At 68.2% G+C, this 22714-nt stretch carries 24 protein-coding genes; 17 read left to right on the forward strand and 7 right to left on the reverse strand.

Annotated features, from left to right (window positions below):
• The first annotated feature begins 102 nt into the window (after window positions 1-102).
• The 8 genes from lysS to ACFXKA_RS00395 all read left to right on the forward strand — a co-directional run bounded on the left by lysS (window position 103) and on the right by ACFXKA_RS00395 (window position 9564).
• The gene (lysS, locus tag ACFXKA_RS00360) at window positions 103-1569 is read left to right on the forward strand and encodes a lysine--tRNA ligase (protein ID WP_364606782.1); all 1467 of its coding nucleotides are present in this window, start codon (window positions 103-105) and stop codon (window positions 1567-1569) included.
• 116 nt (window positions 1570-1685) lie between these two features.
• On the forward strand, window positions 1686-2048 hold the full coding sequence (locus ACFXKA_RS00365; protein WP_354831422.1) for an Lsr2 family protein: 363 nt from the start codon (window positions 1686-1688) through the stop codon (window positions 2046-2048).
• Window positions 2049-2239: 191 nt separating this feature from the next.
• Window positions 2240-2863 (forward strand): FHA domain-containing protein, encoded by a 624-nt coding sequence (locus ACFXKA_RS00370; RefSeq protein ID WP_379425133.1) that lies wholly within the window; start codon window positions 2240-2242, stop codon window positions 2861-2863.
• Between the two features lie 151 nt (window positions 2864-3014).
• Window positions 3015-3668, forward strand: coding sequence for a DUF1772 domain-containing protein (locus ACFXKA_RS00375; RefSeq protein ID WP_379425135.1), 654 nt, complete (start codon window positions 3015-3017; stop codon window positions 3666-3668).
• A gap of 189 nt (window positions 3669-3857) precedes the next feature.
• Window positions 3858-4811 (forward strand): esterase/lipase family protein, encoded by a 954-nt coding sequence (locus tag ACFXKA_RS00380; RefSeq protein WP_379425137.1) that lies wholly within the window; start codon window positions 3858-3860, stop codon window positions 4809-4811.
• 258 nt (window positions 4812-5069) lie between these two features.
• Window positions 5070-7628: an ATP-dependent Clp protease ATP-binding subunit gene (locus ACFXKA_RS00385; protein WP_354831410.1), complete on the forward strand. Its 2559-nt coding sequence runs from the start codon at window positions 5070-5072 to the stop codon at window positions 7626-7628.
• A 148-nt stretch (window positions 7629-7776) separates the two neighbouring features.
• Window positions 7777-8565, forward strand: coding sequence for a phytanoyl-CoA dioxygenase family protein (locus tag ACFXKA_RS00390; RefSeq protein WP_379425139.1), 789 nt, complete (start codon window positions 7777-7779; stop codon window positions 8563-8565).
• Between the two features lie 75 nt (window positions 8566-8640).
• Window positions 8641-9564: an LLM class flavin-dependent oxidoreductase gene (locus ACFXKA_RS00395; RefSeq protein ID WP_379425141.1), complete on the forward strand. Its 924-nt coding sequence runs from the start codon at window positions 8641-8643 to the stop codon at window positions 9562-9564.
• Here the strand turns inward: ACFXKA_RS00395 and ACFXKA_RS00400 are convergent.
• Together ACFXKA_RS00400 and ACFXKA_RS00405 are read right to left on the reverse strand one after the other, a co-directional pair.
• Window positions 9545-10207: a response regulator gene (locus ACFXKA_RS00400; protein ID WP_379425143.1), complete on the reverse strand. Its 663-nt coding sequence runs from the start codon at window positions 10205-10207 to the stop codon at window positions 9545-9547. The two genes, ACFXKA_RS00395 and ACFXKA_RS00400, sit on opposite strands and share 20 nt — an antisense overlap.
• Window positions 10208-10229: 22 nt before the next feature.
• The gene (locus ACFXKA_RS00405; RefSeq protein WP_379425145.1) at window positions 10230-11456 is read right to left on the reverse strand and encodes a sensor histidine kinase; all 1227 of its coding nucleotides are present in this window, start codon (window positions 11454-11456) and stop codon (window positions 10230-10232) included.
• Window positions 11457-11623: 167 nt separating this feature from the next.
• Between ACFXKA_RS00405 and ACFXKA_RS00410 the strand changes: the two genes are divergently transcribed.
• Entirely contained in the window at window positions 11624-12553 is a 930-nt protein-coding gene (locus ACFXKA_RS00410) for an ABC transporter ATP-binding protein (protein ID WP_379425856.1), read from the forward strand.
• A complete protein-coding gene (locus ACFXKA_RS00415; RefSeq protein ID WP_379425147.1) occupies window positions 12550-13398 on the forward strand; it encodes an ABC transporter permease in 849 nt (282 codons plus the stop codon). Before ACFXKA_RS00410 ends, ACFXKA_RS00415 begins: the two co-directional genes overlap by 4 nt.
• A 61-nt stretch (window positions 13399-13459) precedes the next feature.
• Here ACFXKA_RS00415 and ACFXKA_RS00420 read toward each other — a convergent pair whose 3' ends face one another.
• Window positions 13460-14062, reverse strand: coding sequence for a TetR/AcrR family transcriptional regulator (locus ACFXKA_RS00420; RefSeq protein WP_379425149.1), 603 nt, complete (start codon window positions 14060-14062; stop codon window positions 13460-13462).
• Window positions 14063-14152: 90 nt separating this feature from the next.
• Here ACFXKA_RS00420 and ACFXKA_RS00425 point away from each other — a divergent pair, with 90 nt between their 5' ends.
• From ACFXKA_RS00425 to ACFXKA_RS00440, 4 genes are all read left to right on the forward strand, one after another.
• On the forward strand, window positions 14153-14815 hold the full coding sequence (locus ACFXKA_RS00425; protein WP_379425151.1) for an FMN-dependent NADH-azoreductase: 663 nt from the start codon (window positions 14153-14155) through the stop codon (window positions 14813-14815).
• A gap of 1 nt (window position 14816) precedes the next feature.
• Window positions 14817-15137 (forward strand): multidrug efflux SMR transporter, encoded by a 321-nt coding sequence (locus ACFXKA_RS00430; protein WP_354831388.1) that lies wholly within the window; start codon window positions 14817-14819, stop codon window positions 15135-15137.
• 30 nt (window positions 15138-15167) lie between these two features.
• The gene (locus tag ACFXKA_RS00435) at window positions 15168-15608 is read left to right on the forward strand and encodes an SRPBCC domain-containing protein (RefSeq protein WP_354831386.1); all 441 of its coding nucleotides are present in this window, start codon (window positions 15168-15170) and stop codon (window positions 15606-15608) included.
• A 139-nt stretch (window positions 15609-15747) separates the two neighbouring features.
• Window positions 15748-16191: an OsmC family peroxiredoxin gene (locus tag ACFXKA_RS00440; protein ID WP_379425153.1), complete on the forward strand. Its 444-nt coding sequence runs from the start codon at window positions 15748-15750 to the stop codon at window positions 16189-16191.
• Between the two features lie 73 nt (window positions 16192-16264).
• On the opposite strand, the gene mhuD is transcribed toward ACFXKA_RS00440, so the two are convergent.
• Window positions 16265-16576, reverse strand: coding sequence for a mycobilin-forming heme oxygenase MhuD (mhuD, locus tag ACFXKA_RS00445; protein WP_354831383.1), 312 nt, complete (start codon window positions 16574-16576; stop codon window positions 16265-16267).
• 73 nt (window positions 16577-16649) lie between these two features.
• On the opposite strand from mhuD, the gene ACFXKA_RS00450 reads away from it, so the two are divergent.
• The 3 genes from ACFXKA_RS00450 to ACFXKA_RS00460 all read left to right on the forward strand — a co-directional run bounded on the left by ACFXKA_RS00450 (window position 16650) and on the right by ACFXKA_RS00460 (window position 19553).
• Complete coding sequence (locus tag ACFXKA_RS00450; RefSeq protein ID WP_379425155.1) at window positions 16650-17393, forward strand: alpha/beta fold hydrolase; 744 nt, start codon at window positions 16650-16652, stop codon at window positions 17391-17393.
• 78 nt (window positions 17394-17471) lie between these two features.
• Complete coding sequence (locus tag ACFXKA_RS00455; protein ID WP_379425157.1) at window positions 17472-18644, forward strand: acyl-CoA dehydrogenase family protein; 1173 nt, start codon at window positions 17472-17474, stop codon at window positions 18642-18644.
• 96 nt (window positions 18645-18740) lie between these two features.
• On the forward strand, window positions 18741-19553 hold the full coding sequence (locus ACFXKA_RS00460; RefSeq protein ID WP_379425159.1) for an enoyl-CoA hydratase/isomerase family protein: 813 nt from the start codon (window positions 18741-18743) through the stop codon (window positions 19551-19553).
• 36 nt (window positions 19554-19589) lie between these two features.
• Here ACFXKA_RS00460 and ACFXKA_RS00465 read toward each other — a convergent pair whose 3' ends face one another.
• From ACFXKA_RS00465 to cysS, 3 genes are all read right to left on the reverse strand, one after another.
• Window positions 19590-19868 (reverse strand): DUF4190 domain-containing protein, encoded by a 279-nt coding sequence (locus ACFXKA_RS00465; protein ID WP_379425161.1) that lies wholly within the window; start codon window positions 19866-19868, stop codon window positions 19590-19592.
• A gap of 114 nt (window positions 19869-19982) precedes the next feature.
• Window positions 19983-20966 (reverse strand): 23S rRNA (guanosine(2251)-2'-O)-methyltransferase RlmB, encoded by a 984-nt coding sequence (gene rlmB / locus ACFXKA_RS00470; protein WP_379425162.1) that lies wholly within the window; start codon window positions 20964-20966, stop codon window positions 19983-19985.
• Window positions 20967-21294: 328 nt separating this feature from the next.
• On the reverse strand, window positions 21295-22695 hold the full coding sequence (gene cysS / locus ACFXKA_RS00475; RefSeq protein WP_379425163.1) for a cysteine--tRNA ligase: 1401 nt from the start codon (window positions 22693-22695) through the stop codon (window positions 21295-21297).
• Window positions 22696-22714: the final 19 nt, after the last annotated feature.

Below are 22714 nucleotides of genomic sequence, written 5' to 3' on the forward strand. Positions count from 1 at the left end.
CCCGTGAGCACCTCCACTCCTTCTTCTCCCTCGAGCAACCCCGTTCCTGCTGGGCAAAAGCGTGCCGCGGCGGCCCCCGTGGAGCACGACGTTCCCGAGCAGATGCGGATTCGCCGCGAGAAGCGCGAGCGGTTGCTCCAGGAGGGCCGTGAGGCCTATCCGGTGGTGGTGAACCGCACCCACACCCTCGGTGAAATTCGCGAGGCGTACCCGGATCTGGCGGCCGACACCCAGACCGGTCAGACGGTCGGGATTGCGGGGCGCGTCATTTTCGTCCGAAATACCGGCAAACTGTGTTTCGCCACCCTGCAGGAGGGCGACGGCACCAAGCTGCAGGCGATGATCAGCCTCAATGGCGTCGGCGCGGAGTCGCTGGCGGCCTGGAAGTCCGATGTCGACCTGGGTGACTTCGTGTACGTGCACGGCGAGGTGATCGCCTCGCGCACGGGCGAATTGAGTGTGATGGCCGATACGTGGGAGATGGCGGCGAAGTCGCTGCGCCCGCTGCCGGTGGCACACAAGGAGATGGGCGAGGAGTCGCGCGTCCGCCAGCGCTACGTCGACCTGATCCTGCGCCCGGAGGCCCGCGAGATGGCCCGCACCCGCGTCGCGGCTGTGCGCGCGCTGCGAAATGCGTTGGAGCGCAGAGGTTTCCTCGAGGTCGAGACCCCGATGCTGCAGACCATTCACGGCGGCGCCGCGGCCCGTCCGTTCGCCACGCACTCGAACGCGCTCGATATGGAGCTGTTCCTGCGCATCGCTCCGGAGCTGTTCCTGAAGCGTTGCGTGGTCGGCGGCATCGAGAAGGTCTTCGAGATCAACCGGAACTTCCGCAACGAGGGCGCGGACTCGACCCATTCGCCCGAGTTCGCAATGCTGGAAACCTACGAGGCGTACGGCACCTACGACGATTCCGCCACGATGATGCGGGAATTGATCCAGGAAGTCGCGCAGGAGGTCTACGGCACGCAGGTCGTGACGCTCGCCGACGGCACCGAATACGATCTGTCCGGCGAGTGGGCGACCGTGGAGATGTACCCGTCGCTGTCGGAGTCGATCGGTACCGAGGTCACCCCGGAAACGTCGGTCGAGGAATTGCTGGCACTCGCGGACCGGGTCGGTCTGGAAATTCCGGAGGGCAAGGGCTACGGGCACGGCAAACTGGTCGAGGAACTGTGGGAGCACGTCTACGGTGACAAGCTGTACGCGCCGACTTTCGTACGGGACTTCCCGGTCGAGACATCGCCGCTGACGCGCCAGCATCGGAGCAAGCCCGGGGTTACCGAGAAGTGGGACCTGTACGTGCGCGGCTTCGAACTGGCCACCGGCTATTCCGAACTCGTGGATCCGGTGATCCAGCGGGACCGTTTCATGGATCAGGCGCGTTTGGCCGCGGCCGGTGACGAGGAGGCCATGCGCCTGGACGAGGACTTCCTCACCGCGATGGAGCACGGTATGCCTCCCACAACCGGAACGGGTATGGGTATCGATCGTTTGCTGATGGCCCTGACTGGCCTGGGAATCCGGGAAACGATACTCTTTCCAATTGTGCGTCCGGTAGCCCGATAGTTCTCCGGATTGCATTTCCGGGCCCTGTTCTGGGACTATCGGAATTAGCGGTATTCTGGCGTCGGGTAATCGGCCTGACTATGCGGGTCGCACGATTTCGAGAGGACGTTCATCTCATGGCAAAGAAGGTCACCGTTAGCTTGATCGACGATGTCGACGGTGAGTCCATCGCGGACGAGACCATCGAGTTCGCAATCGATGGCGTCTCGTACGAGATCGACTTGTCGACGGAGAATGCGGCCAAGCTGCGGGAGGGTCTGGACAGTTGGGTTTCGGCCGCTCGGCGCGTGAGTGGCCGGCGTCGTACCAAGGTGGCCGGTGCTCCGGCCGCGGGCCCGAAGAACCGGGTGTCGATCGATCGCGAACAAAGCGCGGCCATTCGCGAATGGGCACGCCGGAATGGTCACAAGGTGTCCGCTCGTGGTCGTATCTCCGCTGACATCACCGAGGCTTACAACAAGGCCGCTGCTAAGAACTAGTTGTCCGACTAGTCGCCGATTCGACTGCCGTCCGGGTGTTTCGTGCGTGCCCGGGCGGCAGTGGTTTTCTTCATACGCTTTGCGTATAACAGGGGGATCGACTGCGATCTTGCTAGTGCCGGGGAGGCCAGGCACCATTGAAACGTGCGGACGATGTCACTGGCTGGAAGTAGAGAAGAGGTATCGGCGCAGTGACCGCTTTCCACGGTTCCTTCCTCCGGGTCAAGGATCAAGAGGGACGTCAGCATGAGCTGATGCTGTCCCCTGACCAGCCGCGAATCACCATCGGGCGATCGCCTCAGGCCGACCTGTCCCTGTTCTGGGACGTCGAGGTGTCGCGGCTGCATGCCACCGCCGAGTACCTGGGCGCGCACTGGACCATCGTCGACGACGGCCTTTCCCGCAACGGCACTTTCGTCAACGGGGATCGCCTGGTCGGCCGCCATCGTCTGCAGCCCGGGGACGTCATCCGGATGGGTACCTCGCGGGTCACCTTCCACGACTTCAGCGGCGCCGCAGGCGATGTCACGCAGACCTCCACCGGCGGGCTGCCGACGCTGCGCTCGCTCACCGAAACCCAGCGGTCGGTATTGGTCGCGCTCTGCCGGCCGCTCCGGAGCAATGACGGGTTCGCCTCACCCGCCTCCAACCAGCAGATCGCGGCGGAACTCTTCCTCAGCGTCGACGCCATCAAGACCCACCTCCGCGCGCTGTTCGCGAAGTTCGGTGTCGAGGACCTCCCGCAGAACCAGAAGCGGGTCCGCCTCGCCAACCTGGCCATGCAGTCCGGCGTCATTTCCGAACGCGACCTCTGATTCGCCGATCCTGGTACTGCCCGTGCCTGTTGGACCCCTGCGCATGCGTGCGAGCTTCTGAGCCATGGGTTTCCGTGCCCGCCGGCGATTGACTGGACGTAGTCGATCGCCCGGGAAGAACACGGGTGGCAGATCCAATCAGGAGAGAACCATGTTCGCATTTCGCACCGCTGCGCTGGTGGCGGCGACGCTGACCACCGGACTGATCGCCGGGGTGTTCTACGCCTACGCGACCTCGGTGATGACGGCCCTGGGCCAGTCCGACGACCGCACCTTCATCGATGTCATGCAGAAGATCAACGTGGTCATCATCAATCCGTGGTTCATGCTCGGATTCATGGGTACGGTCGGCTTCACCGTGCTGGCCGCGGCCCTGCACCTGGGCAAGGACAACCGCACCACGCTGATCTGGATCGGGGTCGCGCTGGCTCTCAATGTGATCGCCTTCTTCGTCACCTCGGGTCTGAACGTGCCGCTCAACAATCAGCTGGCCAATGCCGGTGACGTCGGGCAGATCCCGGATCTGGCGGCGGTGCGCTCGCAGTTCGAAAGCTCATGGGTGACTTGGAATATCGTCCGCGCGGTGCTCCACACGCTGGCGTTCCTGGTGTTGACGGGCGCGCTGTTCGTGGCCGGCGTCCAGCATGCCGAGGCGAGCGCGGCCGCCGCGGTCACCACCGTCGCGCCCACCGCGCAGCCGGGCTTCCCGCCGGTTCCGGGCGCGTACTCGGCTCCGGCCGCGTGGTCCGCTCCGGCTCAGCAGCCTTTTTCGGCCCAGTCCGGATTCGTCTCCGGTCAGCAGTAGTTCGGTCCGATTCCGGCGGTGGCCGGGACCCTGGATGCGGCCTCACAAGCCGCCTGCGGGGCCCGGCCGCCGCCGTTTTCCTATACTGAAACAGGTTTCAGAACTTACCCACCAGTAACCCATCCCTCGTGCTTGTTTCCTGATTAGGTATGCCGAACGCGTTCTAATTTGGGAGGGAACATGAGAAGGATGCCCAGACGAGGAACGCCGGGATCACTGCTGATCATGGCGGTTCTGGCGGTCTTGTGGATCGGTGCGAGCGGTACCGCCCGAGCGGAATATCCGGTCACTTTCAACTTCTTCGCGGGCATCCCCAACGAGCTCACCAATCCCGGTGGCTCGCTGCCCGGCGCCAATGATTGGTCCTGCAAACCCAGTGCGGCGCACCCGGATCCGGTGGTCCTCGTGCACGGCACCGCGGGCGGTGCGCAGACCAACTGGGGCGCCTACGCGCCACTGCTCGCCAACCAGGGCTACTGCGTCTACGCCCTGACCTATGGCGCCCTCGACGTGCCGTGGCCGCTGTCCGCGCTGGGCGGTATGAAGCCGATCCCCGAGAGCGCCGCACAGCTGGGCGCCTTTGTGAGCCGCGTGCTGTCCGCGACCGGTGCGGCGCAGGTCGACTTCGTCGCCCACTCGCAGGGCAACACGGTCGGCGAGTACTACATCAAGCGGCTCGGCGGCTCGGGCAAGGTCAACCGTTTCGTGGCCATCGCGCCCCCGTGGCTGGGCATCTTCGGCGACCAGATGAACGTCGTGCGCGCCTTCGGACGGCAGCTCGGCGTGAGCGCCGACCAGGTGGACAACTTGGCCGCCATGGGCGTCGTGTGTCAGGCGTGCCCGGAGATGCTCGGCAACTCCTCGTTCATGAATGCCCTGAACGCCGACGGCGTCTACGACCCGTCGGTCACCTACACCAACCTGGCCTCCAACTTCGACGAGGCGGTATGGCCCGCCATCGCGCTGGTCCCGGCCCCGAACGTCACCAATGATCTGATGCAGGACGGTTGCCCGGTCGACTTCTCCGATCACATGGCCATCGCCGGCAGTCGCCGCGCGGCCATGATGGCCCTCAACGCGCTCGATCCGGAGCATGCCCAGCCGGTGCCGTGCGAGTTCGTCCCGCCCGTCACCGGAGACTGAGGAACCCCGAACGTGACTGTTCGCTGTGGGCGTAGCCGATTCGGAAACGGTCCGCGCAACTGCCCCGTTATGACTGAATGAGTCGTACTGTCGCCGGTTCGCAATAGGGTGGACGGACGACGTGCGTGACCCCCGGCAACTAGAGTGGAGTCGGGGGATGCAACCCCAGGGCTTCATGGCAGGCTGGCGACCAGAAGGGCAGCACAGGGTCTGAAGCGCCGGATGCCAGTGATGGCGGAGCAGGAGAGTGAGGGAGCGATGTTCGAGAGGTTCACCGACCGCGCGCGGCGGGTCGTTGTCCTGGCCCAAGAAGAGGCCCGGATGCTCAACCACAACTACATCGGCACCGAGCACATCCTGCTGGGCCTGATCCACGAGGGCGAGGGCGTCGCGGCGAAGTCGCTGGAATCCCTTGGCATCTCGCTGGAGGGTGTGCGTTCGCAGGTCGAGGAGATCATCGGTCAGGGCCAGCAGGCCCCGTCCGGCCACATTCCGTTCACCCCGCGCGCCAAGAAGGTGCTGGAGCTGTCGCTGCGCGAGGCGCTGCAGCTCGGGCACAACTACATCGGCACCGAGCACATTCTGCTCGGCCTGATCCGCGAGGGTGAGGGCGTCGCGGCGCAGGTGCTGGTCAAGCTGGGCGCGGACCTGAACCGGGTGCGCCAGCAGGTCATCCAGCTGCTGTCGGGTTACCAGGGCAAGGAGCCCGTCGAGGGTTCCGGTTCGCGCGGCGAGCAGGGGACCCCGTCCACCTCGCTGGTGCTGGACCAGTTCGGCCGCAACCTGACCCAGGCCGCCCTCGAGGGCAAGCTCGACCCGGTCATCGGCCGCTCGAAGGAAATCGAGCGCGTGATGCAGGTGCTGAGCCGCCGTACCAAGAACAACCCGGTCCTGATCGGTGAGCCCGGCGTCGGTAAAACCGCCGTCGTGGAGGGTCTCGCCCAGGCCATCGTCAACGGCGAGGTGCCGGAGACGCTCAAGGACAAGCAGCTGTACACCCTCGACCTGGGTTCCCTGGTCGCGGGCAGCCGCTACCGCGGTGATTTCGAGGAGCGCCTGAAGAAGGTGCTCAAGGAGATCAACACCCGCGGCGACATCATCCTGTTCATCGACGAGCTGCACACCCTGGTGGGTGCGGGCGCGGCCGAGGGCGCGATCGACGCGGCCTCGATCCTGAAGCCCAAGCTGGCTCGCGGTGAGCTGCAGACCATCGGCGCCACCACGCTCGACGAGTACCGCAAGTACATCGAGAAGGACGCCGCCCTGGAGCGCCGGTTCCAGCCGGTCCAGGTGGGCGAGCCGACGGTCGAGCACACCATCAACATCCTCAAGGGTCTGCGCGACCGCTACGAGGCGCACCACCGGGTTTCGATCACCGATGGCGCTCTCGTCGCCGCCGCTACCCTCGCGGACCGCTACATCAACGACCGCTTCCTGCCGGACAAGGCGATCGACCTCATCGACGAGGCCGGTGCGCGCATGCGCATCCGCCGGATGACCGCGCCGCCGGACCTGCGCGAGTTCGACGACAAGATCGCCGAGGCGCGCCGGGAGAAGGAGTCCGCGATCGACGCGCAGGACTTCGAGAAGGCCGCGCGTCTGCGCGACAAGGAGAAGCAGCTCGTCGCCAAGCGGGCCGAGCGCGAAAAGCAGTGGCGCTCCGGCGATCTGGACGTCGTGGCCGAGGTCGACGACGAGCAGATCGCAGAGGTGCTGGCCAACTGGACCGGTATCCCGGTGTTCAAGCTCACCGAGGAGGAGACCACCCGTCTGCTCCGCATGGAGGACGAGCTGCACAAGCGGATCATCGGCCAGGAGGACGCGGTCAAGGCCGTGTCCAAGGCCATCCGCCGCACCCGCGCCGGTCTGAAGGACCCGAAGCGTCCGTCGGGCTCGTTCATCTTCGCCGGTCCGTCCGGTGTCGGTAAGACCGAGCTGTCGAAGGCGCTGGCGAACTTCCTGTTCGGCGAGGACGACGCGCTCATCCAGATCGACATGGGCGAGTTCCACGATCGCTTCACCGCCTCGCGCCTGTTCGGTGCCCCTCCGGGCTACGTGGGTTACGAGGAGGGCGGCCAGCTCACCGAGAAGGTGCGTCGCAAGCCGTTCTCGGTGGTGCTGTTCGACGAGATCGAGAAGGCGCACCAGGAGATCTACAACACCCTGTTGCAGGTCCTCGAGGACGGCCGCCTGACCGATGGTCAGGGTCGCACGGTCGACTTCAAGAACACGGTGCTGATCTTCACCTCGAACCTCGGTACCTCGGACATCTCGAAGGCCGTGGGTCTGGGCTTCGCGCAGTCCAACAACGAGGGCTCGAACTACGAGCGGATGAAGCTCAAGGTCAACGACGAGCTGAAGAAGCACTTCCGGCCCGAGTTCCTCAACCGTATCGACGACGTGATCGTGTTCCACCAGCTCACTCAGGACCAGATCATCCAGATGGTCGACCTGATGATCGGCCGCGTCGCCAACCAGCTGAAGAACAAGGACATGGAGATCGAGCTGACCGAACAGGCCAAGAGCCTGCTGGCCAAGCGCGGTTTCGACCCGGTCCTGGGTGCCCGCCCGCTGCGTCGCACCATTCAGCGCGAGATCGAGGACCAGCTGTCGGAGAAGATCCTCTTCGGCGAACTGGGCGCCGGTCAGGTCGTGGTGGTGGACGTCGAGGGCTGGGACGGCGAAGGCCAGGGCGAGAACGCCAAGTTCACGTTCACGCCGAGGGCCAAGCTGACCAAGAAGTCGGACTCCGGCGTCGAGGACAAGCCGGTCGCCGCCCTCGCGGGTGAGGCTCCGGCCTCCGCCTCGGGCGAGTAAGGTCTCAGCGACAACGAAAGCCCCGTTCTCCTTCGGGAGGGCGGGGCTTTTCGTGTGCCCGGGCGAGAAATTCGGTGGCGGCGCGATCCTGGTATCGCCCATGCTCGGATAGCTGTCCGGAGGAACCGGGCGCGGAAAGGGCGGCAGCATGCTCTCCGAGACACAGATCGAGGACTTCATCACCGAGGGATTCGTGAAGGTCGAGGGAGCCTTCTCCACCGAGACGGCCGCCGCGGGCCGCGAGATCCTCTGGCGCGCAACCGGTTGCGACCCGGAGGATCCGTCGACCTGGACCCAGCCGGTCATCCGGCAGTGGGACCACACCCAGGAGCCCTTCGCGCGGGCGGTCACCGCGCCGCCGCTGCTCGCCGCCTTCGATCAACTGGTCGGTCCCGGCCGCTGGTTCCCCCGGAAAACCCTGGGCAGCTGGCCGATTCGATTCCCCAGCCCGGAGCCGCCGGGCGACGACGGCTGGCACGTCGATGTGAGCTTTCCCGGCGATGCCGCCCGCGACGACTACCTGAGCTGGCGCGTGAACATCCACTCCAAGGGCCGCGCCCTGCTGATGTTGTTCCTGTTCTCCGATGTCGGCGTCGATGACGCCCCGACGCGTATCCGGGTCGGCTCGCACCTGCGGCTGGCGCCGGTACTGGAGCCGCTCGGCGAGGCGGGCACCACCATGTTCGACCTCCACGAGTTCTACACCGCCACGGCCGATCTCCCCGAGGCCGTCGCGACCGGCCGGGCCGGCGACGTCTACCTCTGCCATCCCTTCCTGGTGCACGCCGCCCAGCCCAATCGCGTCGGCCGCCCGAAGTTCATGGCCCAGCCGCCGCTGCTGCTGCGCGAGCCGTGCGTACTGGACCGCCCGGACGGCGCGTATTCGCCGGTGGAACGGGCCATCCGGCGCGGGCTGGCGCTCGGGGCCGCGCACTGACTACGCGCCGAGGCGTAGCCGGGATGTGGTCTGCGGACGGATGTTTCACGCCGCCGCCGGGCGGAGGGTGGAGTCATGGAACTCGGATTGCATCTGACGAACTTCGCCCTGGACACCCCTTCGGAACGGATCGGATCGCGGCTGGCGGAGGTGGTCCGCACGGCCGAGGACGGTGGGTTCTCGGTCATCGCGGTGGGTGACCATCTCTGGCAGAGCCCGTGGCTGGGCCGTGTGGAACAGAATGTGCTGGAGGCGTATTCGACGCTGTCGTTCATCGCGGCCCACACGTCGCGGGTGCAGCTGACCGCACTGGTGTCGGGGGTGCACTACCGGCATCCGGCCATGCTCGGGAAACTGGTCACCACCCTGGATGTGCTGTCCGGCGGCCGGGCCTGGCTGGGGATCGGTGCGGGGACCTCCACGGGTGATGTGGAGGGCTACGGCCTGCCGTTCCCGCCGCTGCGCGACCGCTACGAGATGCTGGACGAGGCGCTGCGGATCTGCCTGGCCATGTGGACCGATGCGCGGGGCGCCTCGGAACCCGTGCTCGGCAAGCACTTTCGGGTGGAGCGTCCGCTGAACGCGCCACAGGCCGTGCGGAATTCGCCGCAGGGCGCGTATCGGCCGCACCCACCGATACTCATCGGCGGGGACGGCGAGCGCCGCACGCTGCCGCTGGTGGCGCGCTACGCGGATGTGGCGAGCCTGCGCCCGGGCCCCGACCTGCCCGCCAAGATCGCGCTGCTGGACCGGATGTGCGTGGAGATCGGCCGCGATCCGCGCGAGATCCGCAAGAGCTGTGCCTTCGCCTTCGATCCCGGCCCGGGCGGAGGGGGCGTCGGCCAGGTGCTGGGGCAGCTGAAGTGGCTGGCGGACATGGGGATCGACCTCGTCATCGGCCGGGTGACGGGTGTCGACGACCTCACGGCGCTGGAAGTGCTCTGCCGAGAGGTGATTCCGGCGGCCGCCGAGTTCGGCGCTACTGCCAGCCCGGCCTGACCAGACCGGATTCGTAGGCCATGACGACCAGCTGGGTGCGGTCACGCGCACCCAGCTTCACCAGGATCCGGCTGACGTGGGTGCGGGCGGTGGCGGGGCTCATGTAGAGCCGGTCGGCGATCTCGGCATTGGTGAGGCCCTCGGCGACCAGGGTCATGACCTCGCGTTCGCGGTCGGTGAGCGCCGAGAATTCGGCCGCGGATGCGGGTTTGGCGTGCGCGGCGAATTCGGCGACCAGGCGCCGGGTGACGCTGGGGGAGAGCAGCGCGTCACCGCCCGCGACCACGCGCACGGCCTTGACCAGGTCGGCGGGTTCGGTGTGTTTGACGAGGAAGCCGGTGGCGCCGGAACGCATGGCCTCGAAGACGTATTCGTCGAGTTCGAAGGTGGTCAGGACGACGACCCGCACCGCGGCGAGGACCGGATCGGCGGCGATGGCGCGGGTGGCGGTAAGGCCGTCCAGCACCGGCATGCGGATGTCCATGAGTACGACATCGGGCACGAGTTCGCGGGCCAGGTCGAGGGCCTGGGCGCCATTGTCGGCCTCGCCCACCACCTCGATGTCCTCCTGCGCACCGAGCAGCGCCACGAAGCCCGCTCGCACCAGCGCCTGATCATCGGCGATCACCACCCGGATGGGCATGACGCGTCCTCCAATTCCGTGCTCACGCAATCGGTTCGTTCCGCACGAGGTGGGTGGGCAGCCGGGCCTTCACCCGAAATCCGCCGTCGGCCTTCGGTTCTGCGGACAGTTGCCCGCCCAGGGCGTGGGCGCGTTCGGTCATGCCGGTGATGCCGTGGCCGCCGGTCGGCGACTGCGGCGCGGGCTGGCGGGTGGGCCGGGTGTTGTCGATGGTGAGCTGCAGCCGCTCGGCGGCGTAGTGCACGGTGACGAGCACGCTCGCGCCGGGCGCGTGCCGCACCACATTGGTGAGCGACTCCTGCACGATCCGCGCTGCGGCCACGTCGACCACGGCGGGCAGCCGGTGCGGCCCACCGGTCACCATGGTGTGCACTTCCAGCCCGGCGGCGCGGGCCGGTCCGGTGAGCTTGTCGAGGTCGGTGATGCCGATGGTGGGTGCGGTCGGCGCGGTCACGGTCGCGGTGCCGCCGCGAATCGAGCGCAGCAGCGCGTTCACCTCACCGAGCGCGTCCTTGCTGGCGGATTTGATGGCGGCCAGCGCGGTGGCGGCCTGTTCGGGCTTGCGGTCGAGCAGTTCCAGCGCGACCGAGGACTGCACATTGATCAGGGAGAGGCTGTGCGCGAGCACGTCGTGCAGTTCGCGCGCGATGGCCAGGCGCTCCTCGGTGACCCGCTGTTCCCGCTCGGCCGATTCCAGTGCGCGCTGGGCCTGTTCGCGTTCGCGCTCGGCCTGTTCCTCGCGGCGGGCCGCCTCGCCGCGCTGCCGGCGCGCGATGACGGCGGAGCGCCGCTGCCGGATGCCCTCTGCCGCCGCCGCGAGCACGAAAAGCCAGGCGAGCAAACCGAATTCCTGCCAGGCGCCGGTGTGATACCCGCGCCAGCCGGGCGTCGGCCACACCATGAGCAGGTAGCCCGCGGCCACGAACGGATAGGTGTACCAACGGGATCCGAGGACGGCGGCGGTCAGGAAGGCGACGATGAGCGAGACGAAGATCGGCCCGTAGCCGTAACCGAGCAGTAGGTACGCGACCGCCACGGCCAGCGTCGCGTAGAACACTTCCAGCGGGCGGCGCCGACGTAGTACCAGCAGTGCCGGACCGGCGATGAGCAGCGCATATCCGTACACATCGAGCTGGCGCACCACCGTCTGGTGATGATTGGCCAAGGTCCCGAAGCCGAGTTGTATCGCCCCCACCGCCAGCGCCGGGAGCACGTCGCGTCGCCCGAGCCTTCCCCCGCGTGTGTCCATAGCAGCACCGTAGCGCCGTCTGCGGGCAGCGGCACTGTGTCGCGGCCAAATACGTCCAGATACGTACGCCGGATCGCGCGTTGCGACGGATTTTTTCCCGTACGTCGCGGCGGATCGTTGTGCCCATGAACGAAGCAGTATCCGATGGCGGCCGCCGCGGGCCCTCCATGGTTACGCAGGCTGCCTCCTCCGGGCCTGACGCACCGACCGCGGTCGTCGTCACCGATCGGCTGACCAAGCGCTACGGCTCCCACACCGCCGTGGACGCCGTGAGCATGAGCGTCCGCCGCGGTGAGATCTACGGTTTCCTGGGTCCCAATGGCGCGGGCAAGACCACCACGCTGCGCATGCTGGTCGGTCTCATCCGTCCGTCGTCCGGCGGCGCGACCGTGCTCGGGCGGCAGCCCGGCGACCCGGAAACCTTGCGCCGCACCGGCGTTCTCATCGAGAGCCCCGGCTTCTACCCCTACCTGTCGGGCCGGGACAACCTGCGCGTCCTGGCCCGTTACCGGGGTGTCGGCGACGACGCGGTCGCCGACGCCCTGGACCGGGTGGCCCTCAGCGCCCGCGGCAAGGACCGGTTCCGCACCTATTCGCTCGGCATGAAGCAGCGCCTCGGTGTCGCGGCCGCCCTGCTCGGCCGCCCCGACCTGCTGATTCTCGACGAACCCACCAATGGCCTGGATCCGGCGGGCATGGCCGAGATGCGCGAGCTCATCACCGGACTCGCCGCCGACGGGCACACCGTGGTGCTGTCCAGCCACCTGCTCAGCGAGGTGCAGGAGATCTGTGATCGCGTCGGCGTCATCTCCGCCGGGCGACTGCAGGTCGAGTCGACAGTGCGCGAATTGCGTGGCACGGCCTCGCTTCTGGTGCGCGCGGAGCCACTGGAGGTCGCCTTCCCGGCGGTGCGCGCGGTGGTGGGGGAGAGGTCGGCGCTGGTGACCGCCAACGGTATTCGTGTCGAGGCCGGAGCCGCGAACGCACCCGAGGTGGCGCGCGCGGTCATCGAGGCGGGCGCGGAGCTGCTCGAGCTGCGCGCCGACGAAAAGTCCTTGGAAGAAGTCTTTTTCGAGATGACGGAGACGGCGAAATGACCGACCTACTGGCCAGCACCCGGGCCGAACTGCTGCGGCTGCGCAGGTGGCCCGCCTTCTGGATCGTGCTCGGCACCTGGATCCTGTTGAATCTCACCTTCGCCTACCTGTTCAACTACCTGGCCTACACCACCGGCAGCACCACCCGCATGTCCAACGGCTTGCCGCGTGAGCTGCTCCTGCAGCAGATGCTGCCCGCGGCCGTGCCGGAGGTGTTCACGCAGGGCATGGCCATGTTCGGCGGGGCGCTCATGCTGGTGCTGGGCGCGCTCGCGGTGGGCAGTGGCTACGGCTGGGGCAGTTGGAAAACCGCACTCACACAGGGGCCTTCGCGGGTGCATGTGATCGGCGCGGTGGTGCTGAGCCTGGCGGTGACGGTGGTCGCGCTGGTGCTGGCCGCCTTCGTGATCGACACCGGCGTGGCCGCGCTCATCGCCGGCTCCCAGGGTCAGTCCCTGGCGCTGCCCTCGGCGGGCCGGATGCTGCTCGGAATCGGTTCCGGCGCCGCCATTCTGGGCATGTGGACGCTGGCGGGCGCGCTGATCGGGGCGGTCGCCCGGGGTCCCGCGCTGGCGGTGGGTCTGGGGCTGGTGTGGGTGCTGGTGGTGGAGAACCTGTTGCGCGGCGTCGCGGCGATCTTCGCGCCCATCCGGGCCGTCACCGACCGCTTGCCCGGCACGGCCGCCGGCTCCCTGGCGGGTTCCCTGCGCACGGTGGGCGGCCCGGCCACCCCCGGTGTTCTGGACGTCCTCGGCCGCGGCGCGTCCCTGCTGGTGCTCGCCGCGTACGTCGTCGTCTTCGCGGCCGGAACGATCTGGCTGATTCGACGCCGTGACATGGTGTGAGACAGGCGAATACCGCGCGATGCGGCCGTTCACCCGCCCGGTGAGCGGCCGTGTCGTCGGGTCAGCCCGCCGGTCCCAGCACGCCGTGTGCGAGTTTCGCCAGGCCCGCGGCGATCTGCCCGGACCCGAGCCCCCGTTCGCGCTGATGCCGGTACACCTCGGCGGCGAGCGGTGCGAGCAGCGGGTCCACGAGTGAATCTGGTTCGGCCACACCGGCTTCGGTGAGCAGGGTGCGTACGTGCACCGCCCAGAACTGATAGGCCCCGGTGCGGAAACGCGCACCGCCGGTCTCCGCGCCGAGCACCAGATGGGCGTGGGTGTCCAGCAATTCGACCATGGCGGCGTAGAACGCGGCCAGTCGTTCGGCGGGCGGCGCGCCCGGTCCCAGGGGTGGCTCGCCGCGCAGCAGCTGCTCCTGGAGTGCCCGCTCGTGCTCGTCGAGCAGCGCGACGGCGATGGATCCCACGTCCGGATAGCGCCGGTACAGCGTCCCCCGCCCGACCCCGGCCGCCTTGGCGATGTCGTCCATGGTGACGGTGCGCGGGTCACTCCCGGCGAACAGTTCCGCGGCTGCGGCCAGCACCTTGGCCCGATTGCGGGCGGCGTCGGCGCGCTCGGCGGGCGCGGACCGGTCGTTGATCAGTGGCAGGCCGGGGGTGTTCATGCAGCTCACTGTAGCCCTCCGAGGATAAGTGGACAATCTGTCCGGTTGTGGCCTACTGTCGGAAGGGTAAACGGACACAACGTCCAGTTGATGGGAGCTTCGACCATGACCGCCCTGCTGCACCTCGACGCCAGCGCCCGCCGCACCTCGGTCAGCCGTGAGCTGAGCGCCGCTTTCGCCACCGCCTGGCGCGCCGAACACCCCGGCGCCGCCTACGTTCACCGCGACCTGGCCGCCGAGCCGATCCCGTTCATCGGCGAGGGCTGGACCGAACTGTGCGACCGGGTACTGGCCCACGGTCGCACCGATCTCGACCGTCTGGCCGAACTGGTGGATTCCCCTGCGCAGCAGCGGGCCTGGGAGATCGTCGCGCCACTGTTGGCCGAGCTCCGGGCCGCCGATGTCGTGCTGATCGGCACGCCGATGTACAACTACTCGATCCCGGCGAGCCTCAAGGCGTGGCTGGATCAGATCACCTTTCCGCGAATGTCGCTGGCCCCCACCCGATTCGTGGTCGTCACCGCGCGTGGCGGCGCGTACTCGCCGGGCGCGCCGAAGGCGATCTACGACTATCAGGAGCGCTACCTCCGCGACTTCTTCGCAGGCCACTTCGCCGTCGGCGACACGGTTTTCGTCCATGCCGAACTGGTGAACTCGCGCCAGGATCCGGCACTGGCCCACCTGCGCGACGAGCACGACGCCTGCTATGCCGCCGCGCTCGCCACCGCTCGCACCCTGGGTAAGGAGTACTGAAATGAACTGGCTCGTCCTGGGTTTGGCCGGCGTGGTCGAGATCGCGTGGTCGCAATCCATCAAGCCGACCCAGAATTTCACCAAGCCGCTGCCCACCCTGCTGTGCTTCGTGCTCGCGGCGGTCGCGGTGTACCTGCTGTCCCATGCCATGCAGTCGCTGCCGGTGGGCACCGCGTACGCCATCTTCACCGGCATCGGCGCGGTGGGCGCGATCGGGCTGGGCATCGTGGTGCAGAAAGACCCGGTGAGCGCGGGCCGGGTGCTGGCGCTGTCCATGATCATCGGCGGCATCGTGCTGGCTCGGGTCACCAATCCCGGGTGAGCACGGGCCGGGGAGGTATCGTCGCGCCCCATGGACGTTGCGCCCCTGCGGCCACCCGACCTCGCCGCGCGACCGTTCTTCCTGGTCGCGGAACGCATCATGGCGGCCTCGCCCGCCGAGCTCTACCACCAGTGCACCCAGCAGTTCGGACTCTGGTTCGCCGACCCGGGTTCGATCCTCATGCGCCCGGTGGTGAACCAGCCGTTCTTCTTCACCGCGGGCGGCGGCCACCCGCACTACGGCCGATTCCTGCGGCTGGAACCCGACCGCCTGGTCGAGCTGACCTGGGTCACCGGCAGGACCGAGGGCACGGAAACCGTGCTCACCCTGGAACTTTCGGCGCACGGCGCGGGCACCGCCCTACTCCTCACCCACGCCGGCTTCCCGAACGACGTGACCCGGGACCGGCACGAGAAGTCGTGGCCGCGGGTGCTCGAGGACTGGGACCACCGCACGGCCGTGGCCGTCTGAGGGATGAACACCGAATGATCGTGAGCCCGTCCCGCTTTCGAGCGGAGTAGGTTCGACCCGTACCGATTTCCCGGGGGTTCGGGGGGCGTAGTCCCTGAGAGCCCCGGGAGTTGAGTTCCCCTCTCACGAAAGGACAGTGATGCCTACACGTAGCGCGCGTACCGCCTGGTCCGGCGGCCTGCAGGACGGTTCCGGTCAGGTCGAGCTGGTCAGCTCGGGCGTCGGCAAGTACGACGTCTCGTTCCCGAAGCGCACCGCCGATGAGGCCGACGGCACCACCAGCCCCGAAGAGCTCATCGCGGCCGCGCACTCCTCCTGCTACGCGATGGCGCTGTCGGCTCAGATCGGCAATGCCGGCGGCACCGTGCAGGGCCTGGACATCACCGCCGACGTGACCCTGGGCCCGGACCCGGCCGGCGGCTTCCGCATCTCCCAGATCAAGCTGACGGTGGCCGGCAAGGCGTCGGGCATCGACGAGGCCGGCTTCCTGGCCGCCGCCGAGGCCGCCAAGGCGGGCTGCCCGGTGTCCAAGGCGCTGGCCGGCGTCGAGACCATCGAGCTGGATGCCACCTTCGAGGCGTAAGTCGCGAGTTCCCGGCTGACGCTGTCGTCAGCCGGGAACCACCGCGAGCCGGGGTTGTGGACGATGGCGTTGATCAGGCGTTCTTGGCCGGTACATCGAGGACGACCTCGAACTCCAGCAGCGACGCGCCGGTGGAGACCGGCTTGCGTGCCTCGCCCGCGTGCGCCTCGCGCGCCGGACCGTCCCGCCACGCCGCGAAGGACTCCTCCGAATCCCACTGCGTGACAACGAAATACCGGTTGTCACCGGAGACCGGGCGGAGCAGCTGGAAACCCAGGAAACCCGGCGAGTTCTCCACCGCGTGCGCACGGTGCGCGAAGCGCTTCTCCAGTTCGGGGCCCGCGCCCTCGGGAACCTCGATTGCGTTGATCTTGACGACTGCCATGGGTGCGAATGTACTCCGCGCCCGCGACGTATCGTTCGAGGCAATAACCAACTCGGAACACATGGTCGGGGCGATGTTGTACGACGAAGGCGGCGTGGGTGCGCCGATCCTGCTGCTGCACGGATTGATGGGCAGCGCCCGGACCTGGCGGGCCCAGCTGCCCTGGCTGCGCGAATTCGGGCATGTGTACACGTTCGATGCCGCCGGGCACGGACGCCCCGCGCCCGCCGAGCTCACCACCGAGGCGTTCGTGGCCGATCTGGCCGCGGCGACCTCGGACATCGCCGAACCCATGGTGGTGATCGGGCATTCGATGGGCGGACTGCACGGATGGATGTTCACCGCGGCGTATCCGGAGCGGGTGCGCGCACTGGTGGTCGAGGACATGGCGCCGGACTTCCAGGGACGCACCGCGGAGAATTGGGCGGCCGTGATTTCGGCGTGGCCGCAACCGTTTCCGGACGAGCGAGCCGTGCTGGAATTCTTCGGCCCGGTCGCGGGACGCTATTTCCTCGACTCGTTCCGGCGGGGCCCCGACGGCTACCGCCTGCACGGTGAGGTCCCGACCTTCCGGGACATCTCGGAGGAATGGGGTACGCGCGATTTCTGGGCGCAGTGGAAATCCATCACCGTCCCGGCCCTGCTGATCGAGGGCGAGCACACCATCACCCCGCCGGGGCAGATGCGCGAGATGGCCGAGCTCCACCCGGATGCCCGCCACGTCGTCATCCCCGACGCCGGCCACCTCGTCCACGACGATCAACCCGCCGCCTACCGGGCCGAAGTCGAGGATTTCCTGCGCCGCGTCCTCGTTTGATGGCGGGTGCCTTCAGTCGGGTGGGGTGGTCGTCGTATGCTCGGCTCGACCGCGACTCCTGACGGATGGTGACAAACGATGATCGACTTCTCGATTCCCGCCGACCTTGCTGCCGAACGCGATCGGGTTCGCCGGTTCGTCATCGACAAGATCGTGCCCTTCGAGCGTGATCCGCGCCTGACCGCGCACGGCCCCGACGACGAGCTGCGGCAGGAACTGGTCGAGCTGGCCCGCGCCGAGAAGCTGCTCACCATCCAGGCCCCGGTCGAGCTGGGCGGGCGCGGCCTGACCCACCTCGAGCAGGCCGTGCTGTACGAGGCGGCCGGCTGGTCCACCCTCGGCCCCGTCGCCATGAACTGCGCCGCGCCCGACGAGGGCAATATGTTCCTGCTCTCCAAGATCGCGAATCCGGAACAGACGCAACGCTTCCTGCAGCCGGTGATCGACGGCCACCAGCGCAGCGTCTTCGCCATGACCGAGCCGGGCGGCGCCGGCTCCGACCCCAACCAGCTCGCCACCGAGGCCACGTTCGACGGCGAGAACTTCACCATCAACGGTCGCAAGTGGCTGATCACCGGCGCCGACGGTGCCAGGACCTGGATCATCATGGCGCGTGTGGCCGCCAACCCGCACCTGCCCGAGGGCCCCACCCTGTTCCTCTGCGAGGGCGACGCGCCCGGGATCGTGATCGAACGCGTCATGAACACCATGGACCGCAACTACGTCGGCGGCCACGCGGTGGTGCGCTTCGACAACCTGGTGCTGCCCAGGGAATCCGTGCTCGGCGAGACCGGCCAGGCGCTGCGCTACGCCCAGTTGCGGCTGGCCCCGGCCCGTCTCACCCACTGCATGCGCTGGCTGGGCGCGGCCGAGCGGGCGCAGGCCATCGCGGTCGACTACGCCAAGACTCGCACCGCCTTCGGCAAGCCCATCGGCGAGCATCAGGGCGTGTCGTTCATGTTGGCGGACAACGAGATTGCGCTGCACCAGTGCCGCCTGACCATCTGGCACGCGTGCTGGCTGATGGATCAGGGCCACAAGGCCCGCCACGAATCCTCCATCGCCAAGTCCTACGTCTCCGAGGAGCTGTTCAAGGTCACCGACCGCTGCGTCCAGGTGCTCGGCGGCATCGGAATCTCCGACGAGACCGTGGTCGAGATGATCTTCCGCGACATGCGCGCCTTCCGGCTCTACGACGGCCCGACCGAGGTGCACAAGTACGCCATCGGGCGGCAGATCCTGCGCGGCTGAAAGCCCGGTCTGCCCAGTCGGACCGGCTTTCATCGGGCGAACCCGTCCGGAGCGGAGCGAAGGGCAAATCAAACACAGAGGGCATAATCTTCCAGCATGAGTTCGGAATTGCACGTGGACGTCTCCGGCGGCGTCGCCGTGCTCACGCTCAATCGGCCCGCCCAGCAGAACGCACTGACCCCGGCCATGGCGTCGGAACTCGGTGCGTCGCTGCGCCGCTGCGACGAAGACGACGCCATCGGCGCGGTCGTCATCACCGGGACCCCGCCCGCGTTCTGCGCGGGCGCGGACCTGTCGCTGAAGGTCGGCGAGGTCAACGGCCTGATCGATCCGCCGCCGTTCCGGATCCGGAAACCGGTCATCGCGGCGGTGAACGGGCACGCGGTGGGTATAGGCCTGGAGATCGCGCTGCAGTGCGACCTGCGCTATGTCGCCCGCGACGCGGTGTACGCGCTCAACCAGGTTCGCCGCGGCGCGCTCGCCGACGGGTTCGCGCACTGGACCCTGCCCCGCCTGATCGGTAGCGCCCGCGCCGCCGACCTGCTGCTCACCGGCCGCACCTTCGACGGCGGCGAGGCGTACTCGCTGGGCATCGCCAATTCCTGCCTGCACGCCGCCGAGGTGCTGCCGACCGCCCTCGAGGTGGCCCACGACATCGCGCACGGTTCGGCCCCGCTCCCGGTGGCCCTGTCCAAGCGCCTGCTGTGGGAGGCCCCCACCATGGCCCCGGAAACCGTGGGCCGCTTGGAAGCCGAGCTCAACGACTACGTCGCCAAGAGCACCGACGGCGGCGAGGGCGTCGCGGCCCTCAAGGACCGCCGCCCGCCCAAGTGGACCGGCAGCGTCAGTGGCGAATGGCCCGCCTGGGATGCCGTGACGGGTGGCGAGCGCCGGCCCGGTCTGGACTGACCGGGCCTCTCGGCCGGGCCTGATCGGGCCGTTCGGCTAGGCGCGCCCGCTGAGGGCCATCAGCAGGAAGATGCAGGCGAAGACCACCATCAGGCAGGTCCCGATGACGCCGAGGACATAGCCCACCAGGACCTGCACCCGGCCGCCGAAGCGGCCCCCGCCCTCCTCGATCTCGTTCAGCGCGCGCCGTCCGAGCGCCCAGGCGATGGGACCCAGCGCGCCGCAACAGAACACGCTGAGCGCACCCAGCAGCAGGACGGCCGTCGCATGCTCATGCTCGACAGGGGATCCGAGGGGCGGCTGATCGAAGACCACCGCCCGAGTTTACGGGCGGAAGCCCCGCGGCGGCAGGCTGACGCGCGGTGTTCGCTTGCGCCACTTGGATATCGAGGCTCACCAGCCCGGCAAAGTGATGGTCGAGCGACCGAATCAGGCGCGGCGCTGCCGCGCCACCTCGGCCAGCACTACGCCCGCCGCCACCGAGGCATTGAGCGACTCGACCGGACCCGCCATCGGAATGCTCAGGATCGAATCGCAGGTCTCGCGCACCAGGCGCGACAAGCCCTTGCCCTCCGAGCCGACCACGATGACCGTCGGTGCGCTGCCGTCGAATTCGTCGAGAGTAGTGTCGCCGCCCGCGTCGAGGCCGACGATCTGGTAGCCCTTGTTCGCCCAATCCTTCAGCGTGCGAGTCAGATTCGTGGCCCGCGCGACCGGAAGCCGCGCTGCCGCACCCGCACTGGTGCGCCACGCCACCGCGGTGACACTGGCGCTGCGCCGCTGCGGGATCACCACACCCTGCCCGCCGAAGGCCGCCACCGAGCGGATGACCGCACCCAGATTGCGCGGATCGGAGATATTGTCCAGCGCCACCAGCAGCGCCGGGGCGCCCGAGTTGTGCACCCGGTCGACCAGATCGTCCGGGTGGGCGTACCGGTACGGCGGCACCTGCAGCGCCATGCCCTGATGCATGCCGTTGTGGCTCATCTTGTCCAGGTCGGTGCGCGGCACCTCCAGGATCGAGATACCGATCTCCGCGGCCGTCTTCACCGCTTCGCTGAGCCGGTCGTCGTTCTCGGTGCCATTGGCGACATAGAGCGCGGTGGCGGGCACACCCGCGCGCAGGCACTCCACCACGGGGTTGCGGCCGAGCACCAGCTCCGGACCCTCGTTGTCCTTGCGGCCCGCGATGGGCCGGGCCGCATTGCGCGACCGGGTGGTGGCGGCCGCCGCCTGCGCCTTGGCCTTCGCCTTGGCGCGCTTCGCGGCCGGGTGGTAGGTGCGGTCCTCGGCCTTGGGCGTCGCGCCCTTGCCCTCGAGCCCGCGGCGGCGCTGCCCGCCCGACCCGACGGTCTGCCCCTTCTTGGTGCCGGACTTGCGCGTCGCCCCGCGTCGCTGGGAATTGCCTGCCATCACTTCGCCTTCCGTATTTCGCGGGTATCCCGCCTCGGCCCGGCCGCGGGACGAACCCGCTCACGGTCGATCATGCGGGAAACCTGCCTCCGGTCGGCGCAGCGAACGGCTGCGCCCCTGTCTGAACTTTCGCGCTGCCCCAGAGCAGCGCCTCCGGCCGGCCACGAGCCGCGCGGCATTGCCGGAGGGACGCTACGAATTGTGCCCCACGCTGGCTCGCCACCCCGAATTCGGTGCGCTCCGCCACACCGCGCGAGCCAGCCCACGCGGTATCCGGGCGACCCGACGCGGTATTCGAGCTATCCGGGTTCCGCCGGTGCGGAACCGCTTACTTCTTCTCCTTGGCCAGGGACCATTCCGCGCCCTGTGGCGTGTCGGTGACCTCGACGCCCGCGGCCGAGAGCCGGTCGCGGACCGCGTCGGCGGTGGCCCAGTCCTTGTCGGCGCGCGCCTGCTGCCGCCGCTGCAGTTCCGCGCCGATGAGCACATCGAGCGCGGCGATGGCGGCGGAATTGTCGGCCGGCGCGGCCCAGTGCCCGTCGAGCGGATCCACACCGAGAATGCCCAGCATGGCCCGGACCTGCCCGGCCAGCATCCGCGCGCCCGAGAGGTCACCCGCGTCGAGCGCCTTGTTGCCCTCGGTCACCACGCCGTGAATCGCGGCCAGCGCCTGCGGGACTCCGAGGTCGTCGTTCAGCGCGTCACCGAAGGCCGGAGTCCAGGTCCCGACCGGAACCTCGCCCGTGCGCTCGGCCACCCGCAGCACGAAGGCCTCCAGCCGCTGGTATCCGGCGGCCGCCTCGGTCAGCGCCTGATCGGAATACTCGATCATGGACCGGTAGCTCACGCTGCCCAGGTAGTAGCGCAGCTCGACCGCGCGCACCCCGACCCGTTCCAGCACGTTCGGAATGGACAGCACATTGCCCAGCGACTTGGACATCTTCTCGCCGCCCATGGTCACCCAGCCGTTGTGCAGCCAGTAGCGGGCGAATCCGTCCCCGGCCGCCCGCGACTGCGCGATTTCGTTCTCGTGGTGCGGGAAAACCAGATCCATTCCGCCGCAATGAATATCGAATTCCGGTCCGAGATAGAACTCGGCCATGGCGGAGCATTCCAGATGCCAGCCCGGGCGACCCGGACCCCACGCCGACGGCCAGCTGGGCTCACCCGGCTTGGCGGCCTTCCACAGCGTGAAGTCGCGCGGATCCTTCTTGCCCTGGCCCGCGCTCTCGCCCTGGTGCACGTCATCGAGCTTGTGCCCGGACAACTTTCCGTAGTCCGGGAAGCTCAGCACGTCGAAATAGACATTGCCCTCGGAGGCGTAGGCGTGGCCGCGTTCGATGAGCCGCTCCATCATCCGCACCATCTGGGTGATGTGCCCGGTGGCGCGGGGCTCGCCGGACGGCGGCAGCACGCCCAGCGTCTCGTAGGCGCGGTCGAAGGCGCGCTCGTGGGTCGCGGCCCACTCCCACCACGGGCGGCCGTGCTCGGCGGCCTTGTTCAGAATCTTGTCGTCGATATCGGTGACATTGCGAATGAAGGCGACGTCGAAATCATTGGCGGCCAGCCACCGTCGGAGCACATCGAAGGCGACGCCGCTGCGCACGTGCCCGATGTGGGGTTCCCCCTGAACGGTCGCGCCGCACAGGTACACCGAGGCTTTGCCAGGGACCAGCGGCGTGAATTCACGCAGGGTCCGCGTCTCGGTGTCGAAAAGGCGCAGAGTCACGACAGAGCATCCTAGCTGT

Source organism: Nocardia sp. NPDC059228 (genome assembly GCF_042754245.1).
Classification (GTDB): domain Bacteria; phylum Actinomycetota; class Actinomycetes; order Mycobacteriales; family Mycobacteriaceae; genus Nocardia.

What these genes read in the sequence shown, in the direction of transcription:
- ACFXKA_RS00390 (WP_379425139.1), top strand. Translation starts at nt 7,777, where the DNA reads ATGCTCTCCGAGACACAGATCGAGGACTTCATCACCGAGGGATTCGTG.
- ACFXKA_RS00365 (WP_354831422.1), top strand. Translation starts at nt 1,686, where the DNA reads ATGGCAAAGAAGGTCACCGTTAGCTTGATCGACGATGTCGACGGTGAG.
- lysS (WP_364606782.1), top strand. Translation starts at nt 103, where the DNA reads ATGCGGATTCGCCGCGAGAAGCGCGAGCGGTTGCTCCAGGAGGGCCGT.
- ACFXKA_RS00375 (WP_379425135.1), top strand. Translation starts at nt 3,015, where the DNA reads ATGTTCGCATTTCGCACCGCTGCGCTGGTGGCGGCGACGCTGACCACC.
- ACFXKA_RS00430 (WP_354831388.1), top strand. Translation starts at nt 14,817, where the DNA reads ATGAACTGGCTCGTCCTGGGTTTGGCCGGCGTGGTCGAGATCGCGTGG.
- mhuD (WP_354831383.1), bottom strand. Translation starts at nt 16,576, where the DNA reads ATGGCAGTCGTCAAGATCAACGCAATCGAGGTTCCCGAGGGCGCGGGC.
- ACFXKA_RS00385 (WP_354831410.1), top strand. Translation starts at nt 5,070, where the DNA reads ATGTTCGAGAGGTTCACCGACCGCGCGCGGCGGGTCGTTGTCCTGGCC.
- ACFXKA_RS00395 (WP_379425141.1), top strand. Translation starts at nt 8,641, where the DNA reads ATGGAACTCGGATTGCATCTGACGAACTTCGCCCTGGACACCCCTTCG.
- ACFXKA_RS00450 (WP_379425155.1), top strand. Translation starts at nt 16,650, where the DNA reads ATGTTGTACGACGAAGGCGGCGTGGGTGCGCCGATCCTGCTGCTGCAC.
- ACFXKA_RS00405 (WP_379425145.1), bottom strand. Translation starts at nt 11,456, where the DNA reads ATGGACACACGCGGGGGAAGGCTCGGGCGACGCGACGTGCTCCCGGCG.
- ACFXKA_RS00380 (WP_379425137.1), top strand. Translation starts at nt 3,858, where the DNA reads ATGCCCAGACGAGGAACGCCGGGATCACTGCTGATCATGGCGGTTCTG.
- ACFXKA_RS00440 (WP_379425153.1), top strand. Translation starts at nt 15,748, where the DNA reads ATGCCTACACGTAGCGCGCGTACCGCCTGGTCCGGCGGCCTGCAGGAC.
- ACFXKA_RS00410 (WP_379425856.1), top strand. Translation starts at nt 11,624, where the DNA reads ATGGTTACGCAGGCTGCCTCCTCCGGGCCTGACGCACCGACCGCGGTC.
- ACFXKA_RS00415 (WP_379425147.1), top strand. Translation starts at nt 12,550, where the DNA reads ATGACCGACCTACTGGCCAGCACCCGGGCCGAACTGCTGCGGCTGCGC.
- ACFXKA_RS00400 (WP_379425143.1), bottom strand. Translation starts at nt 10,207, where the DNA reads ATGCCCATCCGGGTGGTGATCGCCGATGATCAGGCGCTGGTGCGAGCG.
- ACFXKA_RS00455 (WP_379425157.1), top strand. Translation starts at nt 17,472, where the DNA reads ATGATCGACTTCTCGATTCCCGCCGACCTTGCTGCCGAACGCGATCGG.
- rlmB (WP_379425162.1), bottom strand. Translation starts at nt 20,966, where the DNA reads ATGGCAGGCAATTCCCAGCGACGCGGGGCGACGCGCAAGTCCGGCACC.
- ACFXKA_RS00435 (WP_354831386.1), top strand. Translation starts at nt 15,168, where the DNA reads ATGGACGTTGCGCCCCTGCGGCCACCCGACCTCGCCGCGCGACCGTTC.
- ACFXKA_RS00425 (WP_379425151.1), top strand. Translation starts at nt 14,153, where the DNA reads ATGGGAGCTTCGACCATGACCGCCCTGCTGCACCTCGACGCCAGCGCC.
- ACFXKA_RS00460 (WP_379425159.1), top strand. Translation starts at nt 18,741, where the DNA reads ATGAGTTCGGAATTGCACGTGGACGTCTCCGGCGGCGTCGCCGTGCTC.
- ACFXKA_RS00420 (WP_379425149.1), bottom strand. Translation starts at nt 14,062, where the DNA reads ATGAACACCCCCGGCCTGCCACTGATCAACGACCGGTCCGCGCCCGCC.